This is a genomic window from Saccharicrinis aurantiacus (assembly GCF_001660705.2).
Lineage (GTDB): Bacteria > Bacteroidota > Bacteroidia > Bacteroidales > Marinilabiliaceae > Saccharicrinis > Saccharicrinis aurantiacus.
Genome location: NZ_LYBV02000030.1, coordinates 16,642 through 42,062 on the forward strand (window position 1 = coordinate 16,642; position 25,421 = coordinate 42,062).

Annotated in this window: 17 protein-coding genes; 13 read left to right on the plus strand and 4 right to left on the minus strand. The window is 35.0% G+C overall.

The features are described from left to right. Positions 1-18: 18 nt before the first annotated feature. From A8B35_RS13000 to A8B35_RS13015, 4 genes are all read left to right on the plus strand, one after another. Positions 19-6,858 (plus strand): NucA/NucB deoxyribonuclease domain-containing protein, encoded by a 6,840-nt coding sequence (locus A8B35_RS13000; protein ID WP_171973209.1) that lies wholly within the window; start codon positions 19-21, stop codon positions 6,856-6,858. Between the two features lie 11 nt (positions 6,859-6,869). After that, positions 6,870-7,451 carry an SMI1/KNR4 family protein gene (locus A8B35_RS13005; RefSeq protein ID WP_068473218.1) on the plus strand — a complete coding sequence of 194 codons (582 nt, stop codon included), beginning with the start codon at positions 6,870-6,872 and terminating at the stop codon, positions 7,449-7,451. 738 nt (positions 7,452-8,189) lie between these two features. Beyond that, positions 8,190-8,972 carry an FISUMP domain-containing protein gene (locus tag A8B35_RS13010; protein ID WP_068473221.1) on the plus strand — a complete coding sequence of 261 codons (783 nt, stop codon included), beginning with the start codon at positions 8,190-8,192 and terminating at the stop codon, positions 8,970-8,972. A 629-nt stretch (positions 8,973-9,601) separates the two neighbouring features. Beyond that, a complete protein-coding gene (locus A8B35_RS13015) occupies positions 9,602-11,155 on the plus strand; it encodes a CUB domain-containing protein (protein WP_139314893.1) in 1,554 nt (517 codons plus the stop codon). 498 nt (positions 11,156-11,653) lie between these two features. Here A8B35_RS13015 and A8B35_RS13020 read toward each other — a convergent pair whose 3' ends face one another. The 4 genes from A8B35_RS13020 to A8B35_RS13035 all read right to left on the minus strand — a co-directional run bounded on the left by A8B35_RS13020 (position 11,654) and on the right by A8B35_RS13035 (position 16,388). After that, entirely contained in the window at positions 11,654-12,124 is a 471-nt protein-coding gene (locus A8B35_RS13020; protein ID WP_068473227.1) for a hypothetical protein, read from the minus strand. A gap of 158 nt (positions 12,125-12,282) precedes the next feature. Continuing rightward, a complete protein-coding gene (locus A8B35_RS13025; RefSeq protein ID WP_068473230.1) occupies positions 12,283-13,464 on the minus strand; it encodes a hypothetical protein in 1,182 nt (393 codons plus the stop codon). Continuing rightward, positions 13,457-14,896 carry a hypothetical protein gene (locus tag A8B35_RS13030; RefSeq protein WP_068473232.1) on the minus strand — a complete coding sequence of 480 codons (1,440 nt, stop codon included), beginning with the start codon at positions 14,894-14,896 and terminating at the stop codon, positions 13,457-13,459. Before A8B35_RS13030 ends, A8B35_RS13025 begins: the two co-directional genes overlap by 8 nt. After that, positions 14,889-16,388, minus strand: coding sequence for a hypothetical protein (locus A8B35_RS13035; RefSeq protein ID WP_068473235.1), 1,500 nt, complete (start codon positions 16,386-16,388; stop codon positions 14,889-14,891). The genes A8B35_RS13030 and A8B35_RS13035 overlap by 8 nt, the downstream gene beginning before the upstream one ends. A 319-nt stretch (positions 16,389-16,707) precedes the next feature. Here A8B35_RS13035 and A8B35_RS13040 point away from each other — a divergent pair, with 319 nt between their 5' ends. The 9 genes from A8B35_RS13040 (at position 16,708) to A8B35_RS13080 (ending at position 25,410) form a co-directional block, all read left to right on the plus strand. Further along, a complete protein-coding gene (locus A8B35_RS13040; RefSeq protein WP_068473238.1) occupies positions 16,708-18,018 on the plus strand; it encodes a hypothetical protein in 1,311 nt (436 codons plus the stop codon). Positions 18,019-18,209: 191 nt separating this feature from the next. Further along, entirely contained in the window at positions 18,210-18,986 is a 777-nt protein-coding gene (locus A8B35_RS13045) for a toxin-antitoxin system YwqK family antitoxin (protein WP_068473241.1), read from the plus strand. Then, the gene (locus A8B35_RS13050; RefSeq protein ID WP_068473242.1) at positions 18,967-19,389 is read left to right on the plus strand and encodes a prepilin-type N-terminal cleavage/methylation domain-containing protein; all 423 of its coding nucleotides are present in this window, start codon (positions 18,967-18,969) and stop codon (positions 19,387-19,389) included. Before A8B35_RS13045 ends, A8B35_RS13050 begins: the two co-directional genes overlap by 20 nt. A gap of 6 nt (positions 19,390-19,395) precedes the next feature. Then, positions 19,396-19,902, plus strand: a complete 507-nt coding sequence (locus A8B35_RS13055) for a hypothetical protein (RefSeq protein WP_075603171.1) — start codon at positions 19,396-19,398, stop codon at positions 19,900-19,902. Then, the gene (locus A8B35_RS13060; RefSeq protein ID WP_068473249.1) at positions 19,902-21,326 is read left to right on the plus strand and encodes a GspE/PulE family protein; all 1,425 of its coding nucleotides are present in this window, start codon (positions 19,902-19,904) and stop codon (positions 21,324-21,326) included. Before A8B35_RS13055 ends, A8B35_RS13060 begins: the two co-directional genes overlap by 1 nt. A 1-nt stretch (position 21,327) precedes the next feature. Then, on the plus strand, positions 21,328-23,268 hold the full coding sequence (locus A8B35_RS13065; protein WP_068473252.1) for a type II secretion system protein GspD: 1,941 nt from the start codon (positions 21,328-21,330) through the stop codon (positions 23,266-23,268). After that, positions 23,268-24,494: a hypothetical protein gene (locus A8B35_RS13070; protein ID WP_068473254.1), complete on the plus strand. Its 1,227-nt coding sequence runs from the start codon at positions 23,268-23,270 to the stop codon at positions 24,492-24,494. Before A8B35_RS13065 ends, A8B35_RS13070 begins: the two co-directional genes overlap by 1 nt. 18 nt (positions 24,495-24,512) lie before the next feature. Next, positions 24,513-25,046 (plus strand): hypothetical protein, encoded by a 534-nt coding sequence (locus tag A8B35_RS13075; protein WP_068473257.1) that lies wholly within the window; start codon positions 24,513-24,515, stop codon positions 25,044-25,046. Next, positions 24,997-25,410, plus strand: coding sequence for a hypothetical protein (locus tag A8B35_RS13080; protein ID WP_075603172.1), 414 nt, complete (start codon positions 24,997-24,999; stop codon positions 25,408-25,410). The genes A8B35_RS13075 and A8B35_RS13080 overlap by 50 nt, the downstream gene beginning before the upstream one ends. The last annotated feature ends 11 nt before the right edge of the window (positions 25,411-25,421 follow it).

Genomic DNA, 25,421 nt, shown 5'->3' on the forward strand with positions numbered 1-25,421 from the left:
AGTATAAAAGCTAATCCTGTGTTTAAAGAACAAGCAGAAACAAAAGTTGCTAATCATTCAGTGTATCAATATTATTTTTCTGCAAGTACTGAAAGTGACAACAATAATATAGAGTATTTAATATTCAACAAACCGTCATGGCTCAGTATAGAAGTATACAACGATGGTACAGGTTATTTATATGGTACACCTCAAGATGAGCACTGTGGTGATTATACTTTTTATTTAGATGCACGTGAAGGTGATACTTATACTAGGCAAACCATTCGCTTAGAGGTCACCAATGAAAACCCTGTTTTTGAAACAGAACATGAGGTAACAGCAATAAGTTATATTGATTACAGCTATGCATTTAGTGTTAGCGATGAAGATAAGGACGATATAATTTCATTTGTGGCTTTTAACCTACCACCTTGGCTTCAACTTGTAGATAATGGCGATGGTACTGGTGTACTCGTTGGCAAGCCAACAAGGGATGACTATGGTGATTATACATTTTATTTAGATGCTAGAGATGGCGTAGGTTATGCTCGCCAAGCTATACGCTTGGAAGTTGTAAATAACCTTAATCCAATATTTAATAATAGTGCACCAGCCCAAGTTGCTAATCACTCAATGTATCAATATGAATTCTCTGCACGTCTTGAAAGTGGCGACGATATTAATGAATATCTAATATTCAACAAGCCATCTTGGCTCAAATTAGATTTATATAGCGATGGTACAGGATATTTATATGGTACACCCCAAGATGGACACTATGGTGATTATATCTTTTATTTAGATGCAAGAGATGGTGATATTTATACCAGACAAACTATTCGCTTAGAGGTCACCAATGAAAACCCTGTTTTTGAAACAGAGCCTGATGTATCGGTAATGATTGATAATGAATATAGTTATACCTTTAGTGCTAGCGATGAAGATAAGGACGATATAATTTCAATTAAGTATTTTAACTTACCGGCTTGGCTTCAATTTATAGATAACCAGGATGGCACAGGTATGTTATATGGTAAACCCACTAAGGATGATCATGGTGATTATACATTCTATTTAGATGCAAGAGATGGTGTAGGTTATACTCGCCAAACTATACGTTTAGAAGTGGTTCTTAATTGCTCAATACCTAGCAAAGAAATAGATATTCTTCTAGAACTCCGCGATCAATGCGGTGGCACTCTAACTACAGAATGGTATTTAGAAACCAACCCAAATGTCTGCGACTGGCCCGGTATTACAACCAATGAAACTGGAACTCACGTAACCGGTATAGAACTCCCTAACGATGGTTTAACAGGTCAGATACCTGAATCAGTATGTGATTTACCTGAGCTTACTAGTATCGATTTCACTGGCAATGAGGTAACTCTACCTGCAGGGTTTTGTTATTGCCAACTCGATGGAACACCTTTACCTACAATAAACGTTAGTAAGGCTACTCCTGGCGCCCAATGCGTCGAAGATAAAATACGCTTAGAAGCAAATTTTGACGGTATAGCTGATGAAAGCTATACTTATATTTGGAGAAATAGTGGAGGAACGATATTGTATGAAGGACTTAATTCTTGGTTAGAATATAATAACATTGCCGATACCTACACCGTAGAAGTAGTAGGAGATATTTGCAATGGTAGTGGAGAATATATACTTACCTCTGATTTAATTTACCACGTACCTAGCACAAGCCTAGTAGGCGGGCAAGCATACACTACCTGTTTAAGTAGTAGCGATGCCTCACAAAGCTTCAAATTTGTTACCAACCAAGCTAATGATGATTTACTAAGGGAATACAAAATATATAAACTATCATCAGATGGTACTCGTAGTGGCGAAGCCATTGATGTACTTAGCAATCCTGCCTTAAATACTAATTATACCATTGATAATTTAGGAGTAGGGAGTTACGAAATAGAAGCCAGTACAGCTGCAGGTTGCCTCAGTAACCAAACTTTTACTGTAGAAAATGGAGTTCCTGAATTTAGTAATATTTGCGTTGATGCAATGCCATATAATGATTATGACCCTGGACCACTTAAAGTAGCAAGGGCTTACCCTCTTTATTTTACCGTTACAATGAAAGGAAAGAATAATGGAGTGTTTAATTATACTTTGTATGATTCTAAAGGTAATGTTATCAAAGCTAATTCTGGTGACTATGGTGTAGGAGTCGAAGTTCATCTTGATTATGAGGATAATCAATTCTCTTACCTTACTCTGGAAATTGAAGATTTATTGGGACAATGTACTATCGAAAAAAGAATCAGCCTACCAAAACCTCAAGTAAAGGTTAGTATGCCAGATTTTTATCGCCGTTGCTTTCCGAGTCAAAATTTAGAAATTGGTGGTTCAGTAGCTGTAAATATGTCATCCTGCAGTAGTAACGATTTTACCTATAGCGGTGTATTAGAGCATAACAAGGTAACTACTCCTATAACTATTGGAGGTGATGGTAGTTACGATATAAGTAGCCTATGCCAAGCAGCAGGTAACTATAAACTAAGTATTACTGCTTCATCAGCCCGTTATGGTAGTAAGAAAGTAACACAAAGTTTCACCGTCGAAGAATCAGAACTATTAGAAATAAGTGTAAGTACAACCGAGGAAGAGTGCCCAGGAGCAAATGACGGTTGGGCTATGGCCAAGGTAAAAGGTGGGCGTGCGCCATTTAATTACTATTGGTATTTTAATGGTACACAGTTTGCTACCGGCTCGCGCGTGTATAATTTATCCCCTGGCGATTACGAGTTAAGAGTAGTTGATAGCAACGGTTGCGACTCCGAAGAAGCCAAAACCAGGTTTAGCATTAAAGCATCAGAAAAAGCATGGGGCGATATAACATTGGACTTACCAAATAGTGAAGCTACAACATGTGGTGCTACAGCTACCTTAAGCAGTGCGCAAGCCGGTATGCGATATACCTTTAAGTGGATTGGTAGGCATACAGAGAAAACTGAACTTTTAGAACCTTATACAGTAACTCTTAGTGATGGTAGCGTGCAAACGCGTTATCGTTTTAGCTTTAATGGCACAAGAGAACGTGAGAAGACCGATTGGTTTGAAACCGTAGAAGTAGCAGAAGGATCAAACGAAGCCATATCGGTAAGTGGAGACCGTGTTTTAACTAAAAATGTGCCTTACTATATTGTAGTTACCGATGAAGATGGCTGCGAGTACAGTACCTTAAATCAGAGTACAGCCCTCACAGATATCCCACAGACTTATTATAAACACTTTGAAATACCCGAATTTGACGTATGCCGCAAGTACAATTTAAGCTTTGCATGGAAAACTAAAACTATCGAGGAAGAACCATCTAAGCCTCGTAACGATAATAGTAGAGATAACGGTTTTAACGGTGCCAACGATTCAAGTGATGAAGATATTTGGAAGTGTGCCGAAATAATAGGAGCTGAAATAGAAGGCGACTTTAAAAACCTATGTTTATCTACCGATAATTTAAACGATGAGTTAAGCGTATCGTTTCCCAATGCCAGTTACCACTACACTCTATATTATTACGATAGAGCAGGTAACCTAATATCAACGGTGCCGCCCGAGGGTGTCGTATTCTGCGAAGATTTAAGCACATGGAGTGGGCATAAAATGGTAACAAGCTACCAATATAATACCTTAGGTCAGTTAACCAGCCAACAAACACCCGATGCAGGAGTAAGTAATTTTATTTATAATAACGAGGGTCAGTTGCGCTTTTCGCAAAATGCCCAACAGGCCAATGATAAAACCTTCTCTTATACCAAGTACGATAAGCTTGGTCGTATACGCGAAGTAGGACAGGGCCAACTTAATAGCACCGGTATACCATATGCCAACTGGACAGAATTGGAAAGTGCAGCCGACGGTATTTTTAATACCGAAAAAAGCTTAAGTTACGAAGAGCGTTTTCCTGCCATTGCTGTGGCAGGGTCTTCATTATCGCAACGTACGCTCACTTATTATGGTAAACAGAGCGATGTGATGTTTAATGGCACAAGCCAGCGTTACCTATTAAACCGTGTAAGCCATACTGTACATACCAATCCCGATGGAACAGATGTGATTACCTATTATAGTTACGATCCGCATGGAAATGTGGAGTGGATGGTTCAAAACCTGCCATGGGTGGGGCAAAAAAGTATCTCGTATCAATACAATTTAATAAGCGGTAATGTAACACAAGTAGCCTATAACAAGGGAGAAAGCGATCAGTTTTACCACCGCTACCAGTACGATGAAGATAACCGAATTGCACAAGTAGAAACATCGAGTAACGGAATAATTTGGGAAACCGATGCCAGTTATAGTTACTATAAACATGGTCCATTAAAGCGTACAGTATTGGGAGCTAATAAAGTGCAAGGGCTCGATTACGTATATACCTTGCAAGGATGGTTAAAAGCCATTAACCACCCAACGCTTAATAGTACAAACGATCCAGGGCAAGATGGAGGCGCGGGTAATGCAGCTACCGATGTGTTTGGTATGATGCTCACCTATTTCTCGGGCGACTTTAAAAACAATACCTCGGTATTTGATCAAAGTGTGGCCCAAAGCACAGGCGTTATTGGCGAAATGTTACCCAAACAAAATACCGATTTATACAATGGTAACATTGCAGCATGGACCTATAACCAACCGGTAGTAGCCGAAAATGGTACCGATTTTACCACTACAAACCCAATGGCGAGCCAGTATACCTACGATAAATTAAACCGCATAAAGAGTAGCAACTTTATTACACATAATGGCACAGCATGGGGTACCGAAAGTGGCGATTACAACACCGAGTATAACTATTACGGTAACGGTAATTTGCAATCGCTCAAGCGTAATAGTAGCAATGGTGTGTTGATGGATAATTTAACTTATAACTACATAACCACCAACGCAGGCGAGCTTACCAATAAATTGAGCCATGTTAATGATGGTGTTGCTAGCAATTTATTTGCCGATGATGTTGATGATCAGTTGGCCGATAATTACACCTACGATGCCATAGGTAACTTGGTGGGCGATGTGGCCGAAGAGATAAAAGAAATTACTTGGACAGCTTACGGAAAAGTAGCCTCAATAGAAAAAGAGGATGGATCTAACACAAGTTTTATTTACGATGCCGCAGGTAACCGCGTAATAAAAACCACCACCAATGCAGCAGGCTTGGCAAGTAGTACTTATTATGTACGCGATGCACAAGGTAACGTAATGGCCACCTATAAAAGTACCGACCAAGCCGCCACCGAAGGCCGCAGTGGTACCGATAGAGCCATAAAACTATTTGAGCAGCCAGTATATGGTAGTAGCCGTATAGGGCTAAAACTAGGCGCAGGCCTTGAGGTAGCGCGCTACAATATACCAAGCCAAGGAGCCATACCACAACGCATACCATTAGAGAATACTGGCACTAGCAGTGGCTTAAGTAGCGATATGGAAAGCCTGGCAAGTGTTTACATAAACCAAGGTAGTGCCTATGTGCAGCAAATGCGTACATATCCGGGTATTGCCTTAAGCCTAAGGGCCGAAGACGCCACAACATATAGTTTAAATGTAACTGTTGATAAAAACCAATACGCAGGCGAGGTAGCCTATAGTTTGGTAAACGAAACCGAAGAGCTATGGCAAGGTTATGCAAACCAAGAAGGTATACACACCTACAGCTACCAAATAGTTGATGATGGCACAGCAAACCAAAAGCTCGATTTTGCCATGAGCCAGCAAAGCACTACCTTTAACCCGTATTATGCACGTGCCTTAAACCACAAGCAATACGAGTTAACAGACCACCTCGGAAACGTTCGGGTGGTGGTAAGCTCCGACTTAAACAAGCAAAGCACCAGCCCCGTGGCCAATATATTAGCCACCAACTACTACTACCCATTTGGTAGTAGCATCAGCCCACTATCGCATAACAGCGAAAAGTATAGGTACGGGTTTAATGGTAAGGAGAAAGATGACCAAGGCGAATGGGGCATGACCCATTACGATTATGGGTTTAGGATTTATAATCCTGGGATTGCGAAGTTTTTGAGTGTGGATCCGTTGACGAAATCCTATCCTTGGTATACGCCTTACCAGTTTGCGGGGAATAAGCCAATTTGGGCTGTTGATTTGGATGGGCTAGAAGAGTATAAGTTTCAGCTGATGGAAGCTGTTCGTGTAGCTCCAAAGTTAGGAGTAGCACCGGATGATTATTTGAGAAAAACGAATGAAGTAACAAATAGGTTAGTACATACAGGTGTTGTTGGTACGGGTAAGCTACTATATGGATCATTAGAAGGTATCGGACAGAATATTACTAATTCATCACCTGGTGGTTTATTTGGAGGAGTTGACCAATGGCTATCGTTTCCAAGTGATGTCTATAGTACCTATTCTAATACATATCATCAATATGAGAATTTCTCAAGCTATGACGGTCCCGAACAGGTTGCTATTCTAGAAGGAACCATACTAACTGTTGTGGGGCTTTATCAAGGTGGGAAGTTAAGCTTTAAGTTGGCTTCTGAAATTATGGATGACTTGCCTAGATTACAAGTTTCTAAGTCTAAAATGCCTGAAATTTCAAAAAATATTGAAGCAGCTTTAGAGAAAGGATATCCGAAAGTTTTAACAAAAGAAGGTAGTAAAAGTCAGATCAGAGCGAATAGAAGGGCTGCATTAAAAGATAAATCTAGTTTAAGGGAAGTAGGTAAATCTTTAGATGAATACCCTTTTGCTTCGACAAAAGAAGGGGGTAAAGGTTCTCATGTCATGGCAGTTCCTGTTAAGGAGCAAAATGTCCAAGGAGGTACTATGTCCTCATTTTTTAAGAAAAACGACATTAAAGATGGAGACATGTTCACCATAGAGATAACAGAATAAAGTATTGACGAATGATTGAATATTTAGATGGAATATATAGGTGGTTTTCTAAGAATAGAAGACCTGTTGCTAAATTGTTACAAGAAGGTGTTACGTCGGAATATTTTGAGAAAGTAACAGGAATATTAGAATTAAAATTGCCTATAGAATTAAAAGAATTATACATGTGGCGAAATGGTACAGCCAACCAAAAGGGATTTACGTTTGGGGATATTGAATTTATGCCAGGGTTCTTTTTTCTTCCTATAGAAGAGGCTGTTGATAATTACAATAGTTTTAAGAAAGATAAGAAATGGAATGAAAGTTGGTTTCCATTTATGGCTAATGGAGGAGGGGATTTTTTTGTAGTTAATTGCAAAGATGATAATATGGCAAGAGAGTCGTCTATTATTGGTTTTATGTTGAATGAAGAGAGTCATGATGTAGAGTATTTAAATCTGAAATCAATGATAAATACCATTTATGAATGTTATGAGAGAGGTATATACTTTCTTGATACAGATGGATATGTTGAAGTGAATTTAGTAAAAGAAGCCATTGTAGCTAATGTAATTAATCCAGGATTAGAAAGATGGGAGTCGGAAATTCAGTAGGGAATACAGTAGCCCTAAGCTGGCCCCAAGCTGGCGCGAGTTTTTAACTCGTGCTCTTAAAATCACACCTTAACGTAAGCTTGTATTTATTTTTTAGTCACGAGTTACAAACTCGCGCTAGCAGTTTAGCCTAGCGGCTTTATAGCTTGCCTTGAGGTTCCTTCGTACCCCAGCTCACCGTAGCAACTAAATAACGCAAAACGCTCGGCGTATGGCTCTGCCTACGTCGTATAACATAAGGCCTCTGGCCGTAAAAAGAATTAGCCTTGCAGCAATAATGTTGCAGGGCTTTTTTGTATAAGCAAATTATGTAATACCCCAAGCTAGCGCGAGTTTTCAACTCGTGCTCTTAAAATCACACCTTAACGTAAGCTTGTATTTATTTTTTAGTCACGAGTTACAAACTCGCGCTAGCAGTTTAGCCTAGCGGCTTTACAGCTTGCCTTAAGGTTTCTTCGCTCCTCCGAATAACACGGCACAAAGTGTATGCATTATTGCAATACGGTATTGCGTCATCGCGATAAAAGAAGCGATCTCAAGGCCCCGCTATCGCACGTGTCCTCACGTGTGATAAATAAAGTAAAACCACGGCAGCAGAGTGATTGGAGGCACTGAATTGTACACAGTGCAATAGGCAAGCATTAAACACAATAGCTGCTATTGTTATAACTTACTTTTATAAGGGTCGTTAAGCGACCCACTCTATCCTTAGGTTTGCAGAAACAAAAAACAATAAATATGAAAATGAATAAATTAAGTTATTTCGCATTGTTATGGGTGCTATGCCTAACAGTTAGTTGCGAAAAGGAGAATTCCGATTCGGAAAAGGAACAACAAGAGCAAGAATCAGAAAATGAAACAGAAAAAGCAGTGATTGATGAAAACGGTAATTATACCGACCCTAGAGATGGGCATGTATACAAAACTGTTAAAATTGGTAACCAAGTATGGTTAGCCGAAAACCTGGCCTATATACCAAGTCTTAACAAAGTAGATGATCACTCGTATACCGAACCAATGTATTACATTTATTACGATGAAACAGGCAATTTAGAACAAGCCAAACTAAGCGATAGTTTTACTACCTATGGAGTACATTACAACTATGATGCAGCCAAGGAGGCTTGCCCAGCCGGATGGCACTTACCTACAAAAGAAGAGTGGATTGAGTTGGCTAATTTTGTAAGTAAAGATAAAGGTCCGTATGCTCAAGGTGATAATAAATGGGAACACGTAGGCGGTCATTTAAAATCATATCCGCCAGAAGGCCAAGAAACCTTATGGAGGGGTTTTGAATGTGAAGCCGGAACCGATGATTATGGCTTTAGAGCATTACCTGCAGGCAGAGTTAAGTTAGATACCTACGAAACCACGGGATCAAAAGCATATTGGTGGACAGCTAACGTTGTAGATGAAAATTATGCTGATGCGGCATACATTGGTGGCGCTCTAGATTTTTATATATCTGATACGATGGCACGTTATTTTGCTTATAGCGTTAGGTGTGTATTAAATGACTAAGCCAGCACGCCGTAGCACTAATTAACGGAAAACGCTAGGCGTATGGCTCTGCCTACGTCGCATTTATAAGGCCTCTGGCCTTATAAAATATAAAACCCTTGCAAGGGTTTATTCATCAGACATATAAACTAATCATGTGAATCAAGGATTGAAAAGCTTTTAATTAGCAGCCTTGAATTATTGCTGTAAGCGAAAGCAGTATCAAGTTCACTTGAATAATGCTGAGTGTGGCAATAATCTTGAAAAAGTTTCTTTGCCTGCCTTTGCCGGCAGGTTACTTTCTTTGATCAAGCAAAGAAAAGTAAGTCAGGGTTTAAGGGATGAATTAATAATCTATGTTATACAAAAGAATAGAATAATTTAATAACAAAAAATCCCTTAGTGTTTACTAATATACTCAACTCTTGATTCGCATTAATCATTAAATCTTAATAAAAATGAAACTGGCATGGCCAGAGCAAATAATTGGGCACACATGAGCATGATTATAATTTGCACTGACTATTAAGGTTTTGATAAATTATAAACATGAAACGAACATGTAAATTATAATCTTAAAATTACACACAGGGTAAAGATTAAAATTTCTTGAGAGTTCCATATTGCAAATAAAAATAAATTATAATCATATGAAATATCTAATATGCACAACGCTTTTAAGCTTTATGGCTTTAGTGGGTTACTCGCAAATAATTAAAATACAAGGAAGCCATGGGCAGGGTGAATTATTGCAAGAGGATTATGTAGATAATCTCGAAATTCAATACAATATAGATACAACTAAGCCAGGTAACATAAATTTAAGCATAGACTATAATACTGAAGCCGATTATGATTTCATTAGAATATATGAGTGTGATGATAGTTTTGGTAACCTAATAGAAACAGCATTTTATCACGGAAAGGGATCGGCAGAATATGTTAGTTCAAATTTACACGGTAAATTGGTAATAAAATTCATTTCGGATGGAGGGTATAATGGAGCAGATGGTGTAACTGGTTATTCGTTTACTTATAATATTGGAGATGCAATAGTGAGTACTTTACCTACTAGCAATACCTTATCAGAAAATTCGGGTGTTATAGTGGGGCCGTATAGCGATACTCCTAATATCCATATTATGGATGAGCACGCTAAAACCCTTGGTACAAGTGTTGCTGGTGTTGCTGATTGGAATAAATCTATGTTATTGCTTGAGTCTGATTATGGCCATAAACTTGCTTTAAATAATAATCAAATTTTTTCGAGTACCTTTTTAAATGTTGGTGCACAATCTTTGGCTTTTGAATCTTTAAACGGACTAAAGTTTAAATCTAACACCGTTTCATATTCAGTTAATAAGCATGAGGATGTTTTTAAAATTAACCATTGGGGTAATGTAATACTTAGGGGGTCTAACGATTATGGGGCAGCTATTAGTAGTAGCATAAAGGGAACCCAATGGGAGAGTTTGATCAAGTTTGCAGATTTAGAGCATAAATATTATGTGGGCTTAGGCAATGGAGGCGGAAATGTTGGTAAAGGTTGGTTTCCTATTTTAAGTGGTAAAACCTCAGATAATACTTGTGCATTATATTTATTAGGTGACTTACATGGTGAAAATACTGGAGACAGAGGAGTTGTTATATTAGATGGTAGATGGAAAGGGAGTAAAGCACCTGCTGATGAAAAAGTTTTTTGTTTTCAAAGTGCATGGGGAAATCGCCTTGCTTATATTAAGGGTGATGGAAGTTTAACAACTAAAGGGGATATTGTATCAGAAACAAAAATAGAGGCAAAAGAAGTTGTGGTAACTAATTTGCAAGCTTCTAATGCTAAGCTAACAGGGGAGCTGGTAGCTGATCAGGTAACCGTGAGTATTAAGGGATATACTGCTGATTTTGTGTTTGAAGAGGATTATGAATTAAGAAACTTAGAAGATGTAGAAGAATTTATAAAAAGCAATAGGCATTTGCCCGATGTTCCTAGTGCTGATAGTATGGAAGCAGAAGGTGTTAACCTAGCAGAGATGAATAAGCTTTTGCTGCAAAAAATAGAAGAGCTTACTTTATACGCTATTGATAAAGAAAAACGTGTTTCTGAACTTGAATCAATTGTAACTAATCAGAATAAGCAGTTATCTGAACTTAAGCAAGTTAGTTCTCGGCTAAAAGATATAGAGCAATTGTTGCAAAAAAAGTAAGCAAAACAATATAAACTGCTTGCCATATAAAATACCGAGTACCTGCTTTCCTACTTCAGCTAGCAAATTTCCTATCTGAAGTAGCAATAATGCCTCTTTTTGCATCGGCTTTGTATAAAAACTACTCGGGCAAGCTTCTTTTATTGCGGAAGTCCTGTATTCAGTTATTACGCAGGTACTAAAAAGAGGCGATGTTGCTATGTTGGGTAAGCAATGTTGCTAGTTTAAACTTTGGTGTTGCTTAAAATAGAGTAGGCTTAGTATTAAAATTACTCAAGACCGAGTCTTTTAATAAGGATGCCGAAAGTAAAATGAAGCAGCTTGTGTTATGCATCATCAAATTAGAGTATTAAAACAGCAGAAAGGTCCTGTTGAAGATATTTTATCTAATTGTTTATAATCTTTAGTTATAATATAACTGCTAGCTGGCTAATAAAAAAGGGATTGCCAATAGCAATCCCCCTTATTTAAAATGCAGAACGTAGGTATTTAATTAATCTACACTTCTGCGGTTTTTTTGCTTTTACGGCCAGGGAACCTAACCTTTAAATCGTTATAAATTACCTCGGTTCCTGGTACACCTGCTTTTACAGCCCCCTTAATATAAGTGTAAAAAGCCAATGCAGCCGTGTATGCTTCGCTGCCGGCAATTATCATGCTATCATTAATCATAGCTGAAATTTGGTTGATAGGAGTCATAACTTTTCTTAAATCATTAACAGCATTTAAATCTAAGCGAGCTTCGTCCACATTTAAGTACTGAGGTGTTAACTCCGGATTTTCTTCCATATGTACAATGCACTTGCTTACAAAAGCTAGTGTTTTGTCGCCCATTTTAGGCATCATTAATTTTTGTTCTGGCGATAAATCAACCAGTTTAGGTAGTAGTATTGTGTTTAATACGCCCAAAGCATCGTTAATTTGCGTAGCTTCTTCGGCGCTTAACTGCATTTCAAAATCATTTTTCATATAATACAAATTATTAGTAATAATTAATAATAGTCTGCGTTCGATACCAAATTTTAGTATACAATTATTAATCGAACTCAGGTTAATACGTTCTGCTATTTTGTTTGTAGTATATGTGTTGTAGTTACCCTGGTTAATGGGCTTTTAAGCTTGTTGTTTTAAAATTTTGTATGGTTTTTAGAGCTATTTAGTAAAGCCTCTATTTTGGCTAATCGTTGCTCTAATTGATTTTGTTTATTATGTTCGTTATTTTCAATGTTTTTTAGGTGTTGTTTTAATTGGGTTATTTCGTTATCCTTATCAATAATATATAAGGTTAACTCTTCAACTTTTTGTAGCAAAATTTTATTCATTTCAGCAATATTAACACCCTCTTCTTCCATTTCTGATGCACTAGGAACATCGGGCAGATGTTTGTTTTGCTCAATAAATGCGTTTACCTCGTTTAGTGAGCGAAGGTTGTAGTCTTCTTCAAAAACAAAATCGGCAGTGTTTCCATTGGTATTTAAAGTTATTTTATTAGCAGCAATGTTACCAGAAAGATTCAAGTTTGAGCCAACAATATTTACAACTTTCAATTCATTTGTAAGTAGGGTACCAAAAATAGATGCATTCCCATTAACTTCTAATGCCTCAGTAGGCGTATCTGTTGAGCTTATAGCACCAATCTTTATCCCATTTGAGGCGATAATATGTTTATCCGTTCCTTCAAATCTGAAATTTATTGAGCCAATTCCTTTTTGCTCAATATTTGCATATGGATGGTCAGCTCTAGATGTAAACCATAAATAATTATTGGCAAATCGACCATTAAACCCGTAACTATCCACCTCTATATAACTGTTAGCAGTTAATCCTTGTTTGGCAATCACCCTATTATCAAAACTCCAATTCGCTCTTATGCTATGGTCTACATTCAATTTAGCTAAATCGCTACCTTCTATTCCGTCAATTTTATCTGCATTTAGCCCTGATAAATGACCATCATTTCCAGAATGCCATATAGTATCTCCTCTCCAAGTAAGTCCATTAGTGCCCGTACCAATTGATAATATTGACCCATCAGTGCGATTGACTAATCTAAAATCATTCTCTGTTTGGCTGTAACCAATATATGCAGCAGGTAATTCTCCATTCCAGAAATGGATATTTACAGTTTTTCCTATAACTCCTTTCCCAATATATAATTGGTCATGCCAGTTAGGGTTTGCAATATTTGGAGTTGCTGTAAATAACCATTGACCAGAAATAGACTCATTTTTTGTTTTCTCGGCATATTCTTGCCCATAGATAGAAGACATTACAAGTAAGCCAATAAGGCTTAATACTAATTTATTCATAATTACTTTTTATTAGGAGTTCTTTTATTTCTGAAACCTCTCTTTTTAAGAGGTTTAATTCTTTATTTTTAGATATACTTTCTTTGTTTTGTTGTATAATGTAAAGCGTTAACTCTTCAACCTTTTGCAGCAAAATTTTATTCATTTCAGCAATATTAACACCCTCTTCTTCCATTTTTGAGGCGCTAGGTACATCGGGTAGATGTTTGTTTTGCTCAATAAATGCGTTTACCTCGTTTAGTGAGCGAAGGTTGTAGTCTTCTTCAAAAACAAAATCGGCAGTTTGGGCCGTAACTTTTATTTCGGTGGCGCTAATGGTTCCTCCCGATTCTATATCCCCCTTCGCATAAAACTTTCCATTGCCATAAAATGAGAAATAGCTCTGCTTATTTCCATTCCATATATCAAATAACTTTGTTTCGGCAGAGACTTCTTTATCTGAGGCAAATGTGAAAATGCCAAAATCACTTTGCATGGGTCCTGAATGCGAAACTTTAAAAATCATGCCTGGACCAGATTCTGAACTTGGAACAGTGCATGAGAACTCTGGAGCCCATTTATCGTTAAAGTAGGTGTAGTTTGATAGTTTAAATCTATGAGAAAAGTTTTTTGTAGTAAACCATAAAAGCAAATTATCTGGATTCCCATCTATTAGAGTCGTAATATATGCGGCGGAGTTTGGAGCATCACCAATTAGTATTTTTCCAGTGTTAGATATTCTTACCCCATCAATAGCACCAGGTGTGCTAAAATTATAGTTATTTGCATAAAGAGAAATATTACCTTCCGAAGCTATACCAAAGTTGCTATTTGTTGAAATTTTATTGTAGCTGAGTCCTAATTTAGATCCATAATTTGATTCTAACAGAAGCATTGCTTTGTTATAATCTGTGCTAGGTTTAACATTATCATTTAAGTTTTTAGTATAACTATCTAAAATCTTAATATTTGAGTTGTTTATAACCTCACCAATTAAAATTTGATCGGTATTATTGATAGTATGTCTTTCGGGTATAGTTGTTTCCTCTGCTATGCTCCAATTTATCTGAAAACCAGCATCAGGGCCAATGTTATCCCCGTTATACCCCCCGTCAGAGTCAAAAATAATGACAACTTTTCCATTGGGAGTACTGGTTTTTAAGGTACTTGTATTATTGCCATCAAAGGCAGCAACCTTGTTAAGGTTACTAAATGTATCATCACATTCGTATACATAAATAAAATCGTAACTAGCTTCAATATTATATTTTATAGTGAGTAATATTGGTGCGTTAACAGTTACATTAATGTTATATTGTCGTTTAATATTGTTTCTATATTCAGGGCTTGTAAAAATCTGCTCACCACTCGCTTCGTTATGTGTTGATGTTTGGGCTGAAAGTGTATAATTAATTGTTAATAAACAGATTGTTATAATTGCTGTTTTATTCATGGTTTTTATTTAATAGGTTTTCTAATTGGCTCAATCGTTTTTCCATATCAGATTTTGTGTTTGCTTGGTTCATCTTATTGTGTTTAAGTTCTTGTCTTAATTCAGAAATCTCGTTATCCTTATCAATAATATATAAGGTTAACTCTTCAACCTTTTGCAGCAAAATTTTATTCATTTCAGCAATATTAACACCCTCTTCTTCCATTTCTGATGCACTAGGTACATCGGGTAGATGTTTGTTTTGCTCAATAAATGCGTTTACCTCGTTTAGTGAGCGAAGGTTGTAGTCTTCTTCAAAAACAAAATCGGCAGTTTGGGCCGTAACTTTTATTTCTGTGGCGCTAATGGTTCCTTTCACATCTAGAGCATAGGCAGGGTTGCTATTATTTATACCTACGCGACCATCGTTTTCGTTGTTAACTGATAAAATTTCTCTTCCGTTATAATCGCCGTACCTAATAGCCCATTGCCATTTGTTATTTTTCACATCACCTTTTAGTCTTACTGTTTGAGAGCCCAAAAAATCTTTACCAGAAGTATTACCTTCAGCAGTCCATTCGTGTGAATAAATAAACGAACTTGCTTTTGCGTTGGTAGGCTCTAACTTACTGCCACCATGCTTGATAGATCTGCGCATATCCCTCAAATAAATTGTATTATCATATATTTTAACCCATTGGTCACAGGCCGAATAAAAATGGTTTTTTGCGATATTACTTTCAAGTTGTAAGTCTTGATTAAAAGTAATTGCATCGCTAATAACTACAGCCTCATTATGTTTAGGAGTTGCTATGCATATTTTATCACTGAAAAAAGTCTGTGATGGAGATTTAAATAGCAAAGCAACGTCTGCATTTATTTCAAGCAACTTATTACTGGCTATTTTATTATAAGCTAAGGCTAGTTTGTCGCTGTATTCCGATTCTAGTAAAAGCATTGACTTAGTAAAGTCATTATTTATGTATCCTCCAAGGTTTTTGTTTGCTTTATCAATAATATGTAGGTTCGGAAGTCCTGCTTCCTCCCCAATCACAACAGTAGAAGTATTAGATATTGTATTGTCAGTAGGGATTTTATTGGCTACTGGAGTGTACGATGAATAGTTTACTGTATATCCAGCATAGCCGTTATCTGGTCCGTTGGTATTGGTATCTGTTTTAAATTTTATTACTAGTTTCCCGTTTGTATTAATTGATGTAAATAAGGTTCCTTGGTTTGTAGTAAATGCATCAGATTGCATTAAGTTAGTAAAATTCTCGTCGCACTCGTAAACAACTAACTTATCGCAGCACTCTTCCGTATCAATGGTTATTTCTAACTGCACATAGCTAGAGGTCTGTGTGTCTATATTGTATTGTAGGTTAAGGTTGTCAACATATTCGGCTGTGCTTAATGAGAATGTGCCTCTGGGGCCTGTTAGGTTGGTAATTTCTTGCGAAAAAGTGTTATTTACTGCAAGTAGTAAAAGAGTAATTAATAGTATTTGTTTCATTTTATAGTTTGTTGAAAGTTTAAATATAAACTGCTTATTCTTTAGGGTTATCCTTATAAAGGAACTAAGGTATATGCAACTTGATAGTATTAAATTTTAAGTTTTCAAAAATACAAGCCAACAGGGTCATGCAATGACCCTGTTGGCTTGTATTTTTGCACCTAAATTATATTTCTTAGAAATTCAATATTTTTTAAACTGGCATGCAAGAAAGTCATTCAAGCAAGGATTACTTTTTTATTAGAAAATCACAACTTTCAGAAAAGTATATTTTAGCGATGGGCGTTTACTTATAGCCAGTAAATAATAAACTTACGATATGCCAAAATTTTTATTGATACCTATTCTTCTATTTGTAATGGTATGCGTTAACGCTGCTACTAAGATAATACCAGTTAATGGTAGTTCTGGTTCTTTCGGAATTAAAGGAGCTGAATATGTTGATTATATGGATACTGAATTTCATATAAATATAGGAGCAGATAAGCCTGTTCAGCTCGACTTTTCTATTGATGTTGAATCGTGCTGTGATATAATTACTATATATGAAACCAATAGTGATTTTACCTTTAAAGAAATAGTGGCTAAACCGCAAGATAAGGCTTCATTTAGTTATACTTCAATGAATGCAAACGGGCGGTTAATTGTTAAGTTTACGAGTGATACAAATACTAATAATGATAGTGGTTTTGAAGGTTTTGAAGTAGCTTATAGTGTAGGTGTAATTGAAGGTAATTATACCTTACCTTTAAATGGAGAGGAAAATTTATTAATAGATGCACCTTCGAAGATATTGTTGAATAGTGATTATTTTAAAGTGAAAACAAATTCGGCTTATTTTAACTCATCTGATGGTTTTATTTTTAGTACGTCACAAAATACAGATGCTTTTAAGATACGTAAAGATGGATCAATAAAAATAAACGAACCCGTTATTGGTGCAGTTAAAGGTACTCAATGGGAAACTTTAATGATGTTTAATCATCCTGAATCTAACTATCTTATGCGTTTAGGCAATGGAGGTGGTGCTGTGGGTAAAAGTTGGTTTTCTTTACTTGAAGGCCATACTAGTGATAATACCTGTGCTTTATATATTTTAGGAGATATGCATGGAGATGATACAGGAGACCGTGGGGTTGTGATTTTTGATGGAAGGTGGGATGGAGGTAAGGCGCCTGAAGACGAACTTGTATTCGTTTTTCAAAGCGCATGGGGAAATAAACTTCTAACAATAAAAGGTGATGGTAGTTTACATGCAAAAGGAGATATTGAGACAGGAAGTACACTTATTGCTAAATCAGTAGTTGTAGATGGAATTGTTAGTGCTACAGAAATAAAAGTAACAGCACAAACGGCTGATTTTGTTTTTGCAGATGATTATGAGCTAAAGGAATTAAACGACGTTGAACAGTTTATAGTTGAAAATAAACATTTACCAGAAATACCAAGTGCAGCCCAAATGGATAAGGAGGGAGTTAATTTAGCAGAAATGAATAAGTTGCTATTGCAAAAGATTGAAGAACTTACATTATATACTATACAGCAGCAGAAAATACTTGGAGAGCGAAAAGATAAGATAGTTAGTTTGGAATCGAGATTAGAGCGTATCGAAAAAATATTAGACAAGTAAAAACTTTTTAATAATTGATATTTTAAAACAAGCATAGCAGGGTCGTAACACGACCCTGCTATGCTTGTATATTTGTGGTCTATTCAGTAGTAACTACTGAATAACGTGAGAAATAAGTCTTAATATTTTCATGAAAGTTCATGAATAAGTTTGGGTAAAAAATCTACAATTATAAGTTAATCAAGTTGTTAATGAAGCTATGTGTGTTCTTATTGTTACATTTATGTTGCAGCCTAGTATTACTATCGCAAAAGAAGTTTATACCAGAGTATAATGATGGAAGTAAGATCTTTATAGTAGCAGGGGATTCTTTAATTCAAATTTCGGTTATTAGAAATACAGACGATATTAAATTATATCCCAATCGATTTTATCATTATTATAAAAATAATAACATACATAAGGCAAAGGGAGGCTATATAGGTAAATTATTGGATAGTCAGTATTTACTTAGTACCCGTAATGGTCAATTAATAGAACGCGGCAATTATAAGAAGGGTTTAAAGCACGGTGAATGGGTAAAGTGGCACATTAATGGTGAACTGAGTTCTGTTTGTACTTGGAAAAAGGGAAAGGGTAAAGGGAAGCAATATAATTACAATATAAATGCAGAGCTCTTATCCATCTATAAATGGAGTAAAGGTAACTGGATTTTAACTCGTAAATATAGATTAAATTTAAAGCGAGAAAATAAACGTATTGCAAAGGAACGTAAACGCCAAGCAAAGAACCAAGAGCGAACGTTAAAGAAAGAACAGAAAAAAAACATTTCTTCAGGTACTTCTAAATTTCAACTATTCAGAAACAAAAAGAAAAATGATTCAAAAGAAATTGTACCATTCAATACAAATACAACGAATAAGGCAAAACGAAAAAGTAAGAAAGATCAAAAGAAATTAAACGAAAATACAAATAAGATAGGCCTACTATTTAAAAGAAAACTGAAGGATGAAAAGGAAGAAAAATAAATTTAACCCCAAATTAAAAGCTTTTACCTTACCAGAACTATTAGTGGTACTAGTAATTATAGGAATATTAATATTATTAGCATTACCCGAATTAATGCCTTTAGTAACAAGAGCGCATAGTTTAGAAGCAAAAAATGCTTTGAAGATGGTGCATACACTCGAAAAAACACATTTTTACGAATATTCTAAATATTCAGACGATTTAGAAGCAATAGGTTTTGAGGCCCAAAAATTAGTTGGTGAGCAGGGGGGAAGTGCAAAGTACGAAATAGAGATAATTGAGTATTCTGTTAATTCATTTAAAGCCCGTGCCACTTCTATTGTTGATTTTGATGGGGATGGACAGTTTAATGTATGGGAAGTTGATCAGGATGGTAATATACTTGAGGTAGTTAAGGACTAAAAATAAATGGACTTCAATATTTTTATAGACATATCCATATTAATAGTTCTGTTGGTAATATTTATACAAGATATACTATACCGAGAAGTGTCCTTAAGTATATTTGTTCTTGCCTTTTTGCTTTTAGGTTTTAACTTTTATAGCAAAAATACCGATTTCAAATATATATTGATAAATGCTAGTTTTATTGCATTACAAATGGGAGTAGTGCTATTCTATTCGTGGTTTAAATTTAAAAAGATCAATGTATTTGAAGAACTTTTTGGTTTAGGTGATTTAATATTTTGGGGTTTATTACTTGTTGGATTTTCCCCTTTTAATTTTGTTGTTTTCTTCATTATTAGTCTTTCCTTATCCTTACTATATGTGCCATTTATAAAATACAGTAAGCATGCAACAGTTCCTCTAGCAGGCTTACAGTCAGTTTTATATGCCATTGTTATAGGTTTGGATCGTTTGTACTCCTCAATAGACTTGTTTAGTGATAATTATTGGATTCAACTATTACCATAATGAGTGTGCCAAAACATAATATTAGTTCAGAGCTTCGGCAAACTATTTCAACAGAATTAGCATGGCAATATTCTGTAATTCCTTTTAAAAAAAGTAAAGATCAGTTATTTGTTTATTTAATAGAGTCGAGTGATATTGAATCTACTATTAATGAGTTGCAAATTATTTTAGGAGTAAGCCTTACCTATGAAACTCTTAAATCTTCAGTCATTAATGAATTATTGGCAAGATTTTATCCTCGGTCTAAAGCTAATACAGGAGTAAAAGTTACGAATGTTGAAGATAACAGATTTGTAGAATCTTTGATTAGCGAATCTCAACAATTAGGTAGTTCAGATATACATTTAGAACCATTTGAAAAGAGATCTATTGTTCGGGTTCGTATAGACGGAAAGTTAATTGAACGTTATCATATACCAAAATCAGAATACTCGGCTGTTGTAAATAAAATAAAGATTCTTTCAAATCTTGATATATCAGAAAAGCGTCTGCCACAAGACGGTCGTATGTCAATTAATAATCAAGCTCAAAAATTTGATGTTCGTGTTTCGATACTTCCAATTTTACATGGAGAGAAAGTTGTTATGCGTATTTTAAGTAATGATGCGAATAACTTAAATATGGACATGTTGGGCTTTAATAGCTATTGCAATAATTTGTATCGCGAAGCTATAAAGAAACCTAATGGTATTATTTTAATTAGTGGTCCTACAGGCTCAGGAAAAACTACAACCTTATATGCAACTCTAAAAGAGATTAATAAACCAACTCATAATATACTTACAGTAGAAGATCCGATAGAATATACCCTAGAAGGTATTAATCAAGTTCAGTTAAAGGAAGATATCGGGCTTGATTTTGCGGCTACAATGCGAACCTTTCTTCGTCAGGATCCTGATATTATTATGGTGGGAGAAATTAGAGATGTTGCTACAGCTCAAATGGCTGTTAGGGCAGCTTTAACGGGGCACCTTGTTTTTTCAACAATCCACACTAGTTCAGCGTTGGGTATAATTTCTAGATTGGTTGATATGGGCATACCGTCTTTTATGGTAGCAAATACGTTAAATCTTGCCGTAGCGCAAAGGTTGGTGCGTTTACTCTGCCCTTTATGTAAAGAAAAGAAATCATTTCATTCCAGTTCGCTGCCTTCGTCATTTAATATTACAGAAGAAATTACCCAGCATTACGTTCCTGTAGGTTGCGACTCTTGTTATTATACAGGATACAAGGGGCGTAGAGCTATTTACGAAATGATTAGTGTTGATAAGGAATTACAAATAAGTATGAAAGAAACCAACGTATCCATTGAAGACTATATTGAAGATCATAAAATCCCACTTTTAGCGCATAGTGCCTTTAAGTTAATTTTAGATGGAGATACATCTATAGAGGAAGCCTATCCAATTTTATTCCAAAACTAACATGAAATACCTAAGATGCCTAGTTTTAAGCCTGCTGTGTTTAACTTCCTTTTTTGAAGGATTTTCTCAGCAAACATTTGAGCAGCGACTTGTTGAGATAAAACAAGAGCTTGCTGAAAAATCTGACTCATTGGTTCCTGGATTAAATGAGGTGGCACAATTCTCAGTTGTTCATGCCCCCATACAGGATTTGATTAGAGGAGTATCTGAAGCACATCAATTAAATGTGAGCGTAGCACCAGATATTAAAGTTACTATTACAAACAACTTTACCAATGTAGTAATCAAAGATTTAATTCTATTTATATGCCGCAAATATCATTTAAATGTTGAATTTGTAAATAACATTTTGTCATTTTCACAGTTTATAGATCCAGTTATTACTATTGAAATTAAAAAACCAAAAATCCCATATGTTGTATATCAAGCAAAAAACGACCTGTTAACAGTTGATTTAGAAAATGATTCACTATCTATTTTTGTAAAAGAGGTAACAAAAAAAACAGGGAAGAATGTAATTGTAGGACCTAATGTTTCTGATCGACTATTACAAGGGATGATATCCTTAATGCCCTTTAATCAATGTATTGAAAAGATCGCTTTAACAAATAACTTACAGTTGTATATCGATTCCATTGGGCCTTTCTATATCTTAGATGATTTAGCAAATACTAAGGATGTAGATAATCATTTGTCAAAACAAAAAACAAGGTCAGCCAAGAATAGGTATTCAAAAAAAGAAGTAATCGAGAACGAAGATCTTATTATTGAAAAACTAGGATATAATCGTTTAAATATAAGAGCTATAAATGTACCAATATCTGAAATAATTAGAGAGGCAGCTAATGAGTCAAAGATGAGTTTTATCTTTTTATCTAAGCCAGAGGGCAATACATATATAAATATTAATAACATTAGTTTTGAGAATTTACTTAGGTATTTATTAGAAGGTACAGATCATACTTTTATTGTTGAAGACAAAGTTCATATTATCGGAAATAGAATAAATGAAGGTTTTAGAAAAACTAAAATTGTACGTATGCAATATCGAACTGCATTCGAAATAGAAAAGTCTATACCTGAGTTTCTCATGAAAAACCTAGAGGTAATACCCTTTGAAGAGTTAAATGCCTTAATATTGAGTGGTAGTGCAAAAAGAGTTGAAGAAGTAGCTCTTTTCTTAAAAGAAATAGATCAGCCTGTCCCTAATATATCAATAGATGTAATGGTTATTGATGTTAGGAAATCAAAAACGATTGAGACCGGAATAAATGCATTCATTGGAGATTCGGCTGTGGTAACTCAGGGTAAGGTTTATCCAGGAGTAGACTTAACCATGGGCAGTAATTCAATTAATTCATTACTGCAAAAATTTGAAACGGTTAGCTCTGTTAACTTAGGAAGAGTTACGCCATCATTTTATATGACACTTAAGGCTCTTGAACAAAATGGTAATATTAAAATTAAATCTACTCCTAAATTATCTACACTGAATGGTCATGAGGCAGAATTAACAATTGGGCAGTCAGTATATTATCAAGAAAAAACGCAAAATGTCACTGGTGGAGTCAATCCAATTATTACGACAACTCCTCGTTTTAGTAAGGTTGATGCAAACCTAACTATTAAAATAAAACCAATGGTGTCAGGGGATGAGAATGTAACTTTAAATATCGAAGCAGAGTTTTCTGATTTTTTGGCACCAACCATAGAGGGTGCACCACCAGGAAATACAACTCGTAAATTTGTTTCACAGGTAAGAATACAAAATCAGGAACTGGTTTTGTTAGGTGGTTTAGAAGAATCATCAAAGGATGAAAGTGGTTCTGGTATACCTGTATTATCACGAATTCCTATAATAAAATGGCTATTTAGCTCGCGTAAAAAAAGCTCAGCAGAGAATAAGCTTTTAGTATTAATTAAACCTCAAATATTGTATTAATGATGAAGATAATTGATACATATATTAGAAAAGTTTTCCTCGGAAGAAAGAAGTGGGGAGTAAATATACGTGTGGATAAGGATGGTAATATTCATGGTTATGCAGTGTTATTAGTTAAAGAAAAGCAAAAGGTAAATATATCTAAGCATATCGAAATTTCGAGTGTGGATGTTTTTAAAGACCCTAAATTTAAAGGAGTTCCTATTTATTTAAGTATTGAAAGCAATCTCATATTAGAACGAGAAGTAGAGGAGTACAATGAAAATACCATGGCAGATAAGTTCCATATTTTTGATAGTAGCAACTTCTATATCCAAGTGGCAACTTTTGAAGCATTCTCACATATTCAACTAATAAGAAAAGGTGATCTAGACAGTGTAATAAATGTATTAAGGTCATTTGAATTACAGTTAGTTTCGGTTGTTCTAGGGCCTGTTAATTTTACCTCTTGTATTGACTACATATCTGATGAATCCAGAAAAACTGAATATGAGCTTAGCCAATATAAAATTGTAGTGGATGAACATGAAACAACAAACATTTCGAGAGTTGAAAAAGGACTTGGAAATAGTAATATTATTATTGGAGACGAGTCAATTGAAAATGAGTTAATTATTCCTTATGGTAATGCCTTTGCAGGTTTTATTTATGAAAATATTCCTGATTATATTAATCTCTCATTATTGAAAATTGGGAATGTTGATTATGCTTATTCTCGTTTCTTAAAGTATTTGTTGCCATCTAGTTTATCTATGCTTTTAATGGTTTTGTTGGGGAATTTTTTATTGTTACAATCTTTTTCTCAGAAACAGGCAGATCTGCAAATACAGTATGCTCAGTATCAACAACTGTACTCAAAGCTTAATAAACTTGAAGAGCAATTAAAGGATCATACTAAAATTTTTGGTTCTAATTCTAATATCGGACAACAAAGGTTCACTTCTTATGCAGATAGGTTAGGCAGTATAGTAAAAGGACGGATAGTAATGTCCAGTTTAATCATCAATCCCTTGAGTATTGTTCACTCAAACCTAACGAAAGTAACAAGTATTGGAGAGAATAGAATAGAGGTAAGTGGGATATGTGAATCGCCATTATTATTAAATGCATGGTTGCAAGATGTTTTAAAAGAATCATTCGTTGTAAGTATTACTGAACAGCAATTTATTACAGATGATTATACAAATGTTAACAAGTTCTCATTAGTAATAACAACCAGAAATTAGTTTTAAGAAATAAGAAAGATGAAGTGGGCTGAGTTATCTTACAAAAGGAGAAGTGCAATTGTAATTTTTAGTACTCTTGTAGTTCTTTTTTTAGCAATTTCATTTCCAATAAAAAGAACATTGGGAACAATTAATTCTTGTAATAAGCTTGTTGATAAAATTAATAAAGCAAAAGATGCCCCTAGAGATATTGAGTATCTTGAGATGAAATTGAATAGTAGGACTAAGAATATTATTATAGCAGATATAGGTGTTGACCAGATACAGATAAAGATTCTTGAGAATGTAGCAAAGTCATGTAATTTGAATGAAGTTGAGTTGAAAAAATTATATCTATTTAATGAAAATAAACAAGATGAATTCTCAATACTAGATTTTGAACTTTTATTAGAATCTAATTATTCACATTTATTAAAAGTTCTGCATTATCTAGAATATGAGCTAAAGTATGGTCGTGTTGTGTCAGTTAATTTTTTTAAATCCAAGCTAAAAAGAAAGAAAAATGAAGTTTTACAAGTTCAAATTTATCTACGATGTGTTTGCAAAAAATAAAGTAATCGCAGTAATAATTTCAATAACTTTAGTTTCATGTGTAGATTTATTTGAAGAAAATATATCAGATGCTTCTATTGATATTGTTAGCCCTTCAGACTCTAGTGTTCTTAATAATCAGAATGTAACTTTATTATGGAATGAGGTATTTGGTGTTTCTAAATATCAGATACAAATGGTAACACCAGATTTTAAAAGTGCCGATGCTGTTATATTTGATACTCTAATTGATGACACAAGTTTAAAGGTGGAATTATATCAAGGTAATTTTCAGTGGAGATTAAAAGGAACTAATAGTGCTTATCAAAGCGATTTTCAAACCTATTCTTTTAGTATTGATACAATTAGTGATAATAAAATATAATGATTATTTAC

What these genes read in the sequence shown, in the direction of transcription:
- A8B35_RS13005 (WP_068473218.1), top strand. Translation starts at nt 6,870, where the DNA reads ATGATTGAATATTTAGATGGAATATATAGGTGGTTTTCTAAGAATAGA.
- A8B35_RS13010 (WP_068473221.1), top strand. Translation starts at nt 8,190, where the DNA reads ATGAAAATGAATAAATTAAGTTATTTCGCATTGTTATGGGTGCTATGC.
- A8B35_RS13015 (WP_139314893.1), top strand. Translation starts at nt 9,602, where the DNA reads ATGAAATATCTAATATGCACAACGCTTTTAAGCTTTATGGCTTTAGTG.
- A8B35_RS13020 (WP_068473227.1), bottom strand. Translation starts at nt 12,124, where the DNA reads ATGAAAAATGATTTTGAAATGCAGTTAAGCGCCGAAGAAGCTACGCAA.
- A8B35_RS13025 (WP_068473230.1), bottom strand. Translation starts at nt 13,464, where the DNA reads ATGAATAAATTAGTATTAAGCCTTATTGGCTTACTTGTAATGTCTTCT.
- A8B35_RS13030 (WP_068473232.1), bottom strand. Translation starts at nt 14,896, where the DNA reads ATGAATAAAACAGCAATTATAACAATCTGTTTATTAACAATTAATTAT.
- A8B35_RS13035 (WP_068473235.1), bottom strand. Translation starts at nt 16,388, where the DNA reads ATGAAACAAATACTATTAATTACTCTTTTACTACTTGCAGTAAATAAC.
- A8B35_RS13040 (WP_068473238.1), top strand. Translation starts at nt 16,708, where the DNA reads ATGCCAAAATTTTTATTGATACCTATTCTTCTATTTGTAATGGTATGC.
- A8B35_RS13045 (WP_068473241.1), top strand. Translation starts at nt 18,210, where the DNA reads ATGAAGCTATGTGTGTTCTTATTGTTACATTTATGTTGCAGCCTAGTA.
- A8B35_RS13050 (WP_068473242.1), top strand. Translation starts at nt 18,967, where the DNA reads ATGAAAAGGAAGAAAAATAAATTTAACCCCAAATTAAAAGCTTTTACC.
- A8B35_RS13055 (WP_075603171.1), top strand. Translation starts at nt 19,396, where the DNA reads ATGGACTTCAATATTTTTATAGACATATCCATATTAATAGTTCTGTTG.
- A8B35_RS13060 (WP_068473249.1), top strand. Translation starts at nt 19,902, where the DNA reads ATGAGTGTGCCAAAACATAATATTAGTTCAGAGCTTCGGCAAACTATT.
- A8B35_RS13065 (WP_068473252.1), top strand. Translation starts at nt 21,328, where the DNA reads ATGAAATACCTAAGATGCCTAGTTTTAAGCCTGCTGTGTTTAACTTCC.
- A8B35_RS13070 (WP_068473254.1), top strand. Translation starts at nt 23,268, where the DNA reads ATGATGAAGATAATTGATACATATATTAGAAAAGTTTTCCTCGGAAGA.
- A8B35_RS13075 (WP_068473257.1), top strand. Translation starts at nt 24,513, where the DNA reads ATGAAGTGGGCTGAGTTATCTTACAAAAGGAGAAGTGCAATTGTAATT.
- A8B35_RS13080 (WP_075603172.1), top strand. Translation starts at nt 24,997, where the DNA reads ATGAAGTTTTACAAGTTCAAATTTATCTACGATGTGTTTGCAAAAAAT.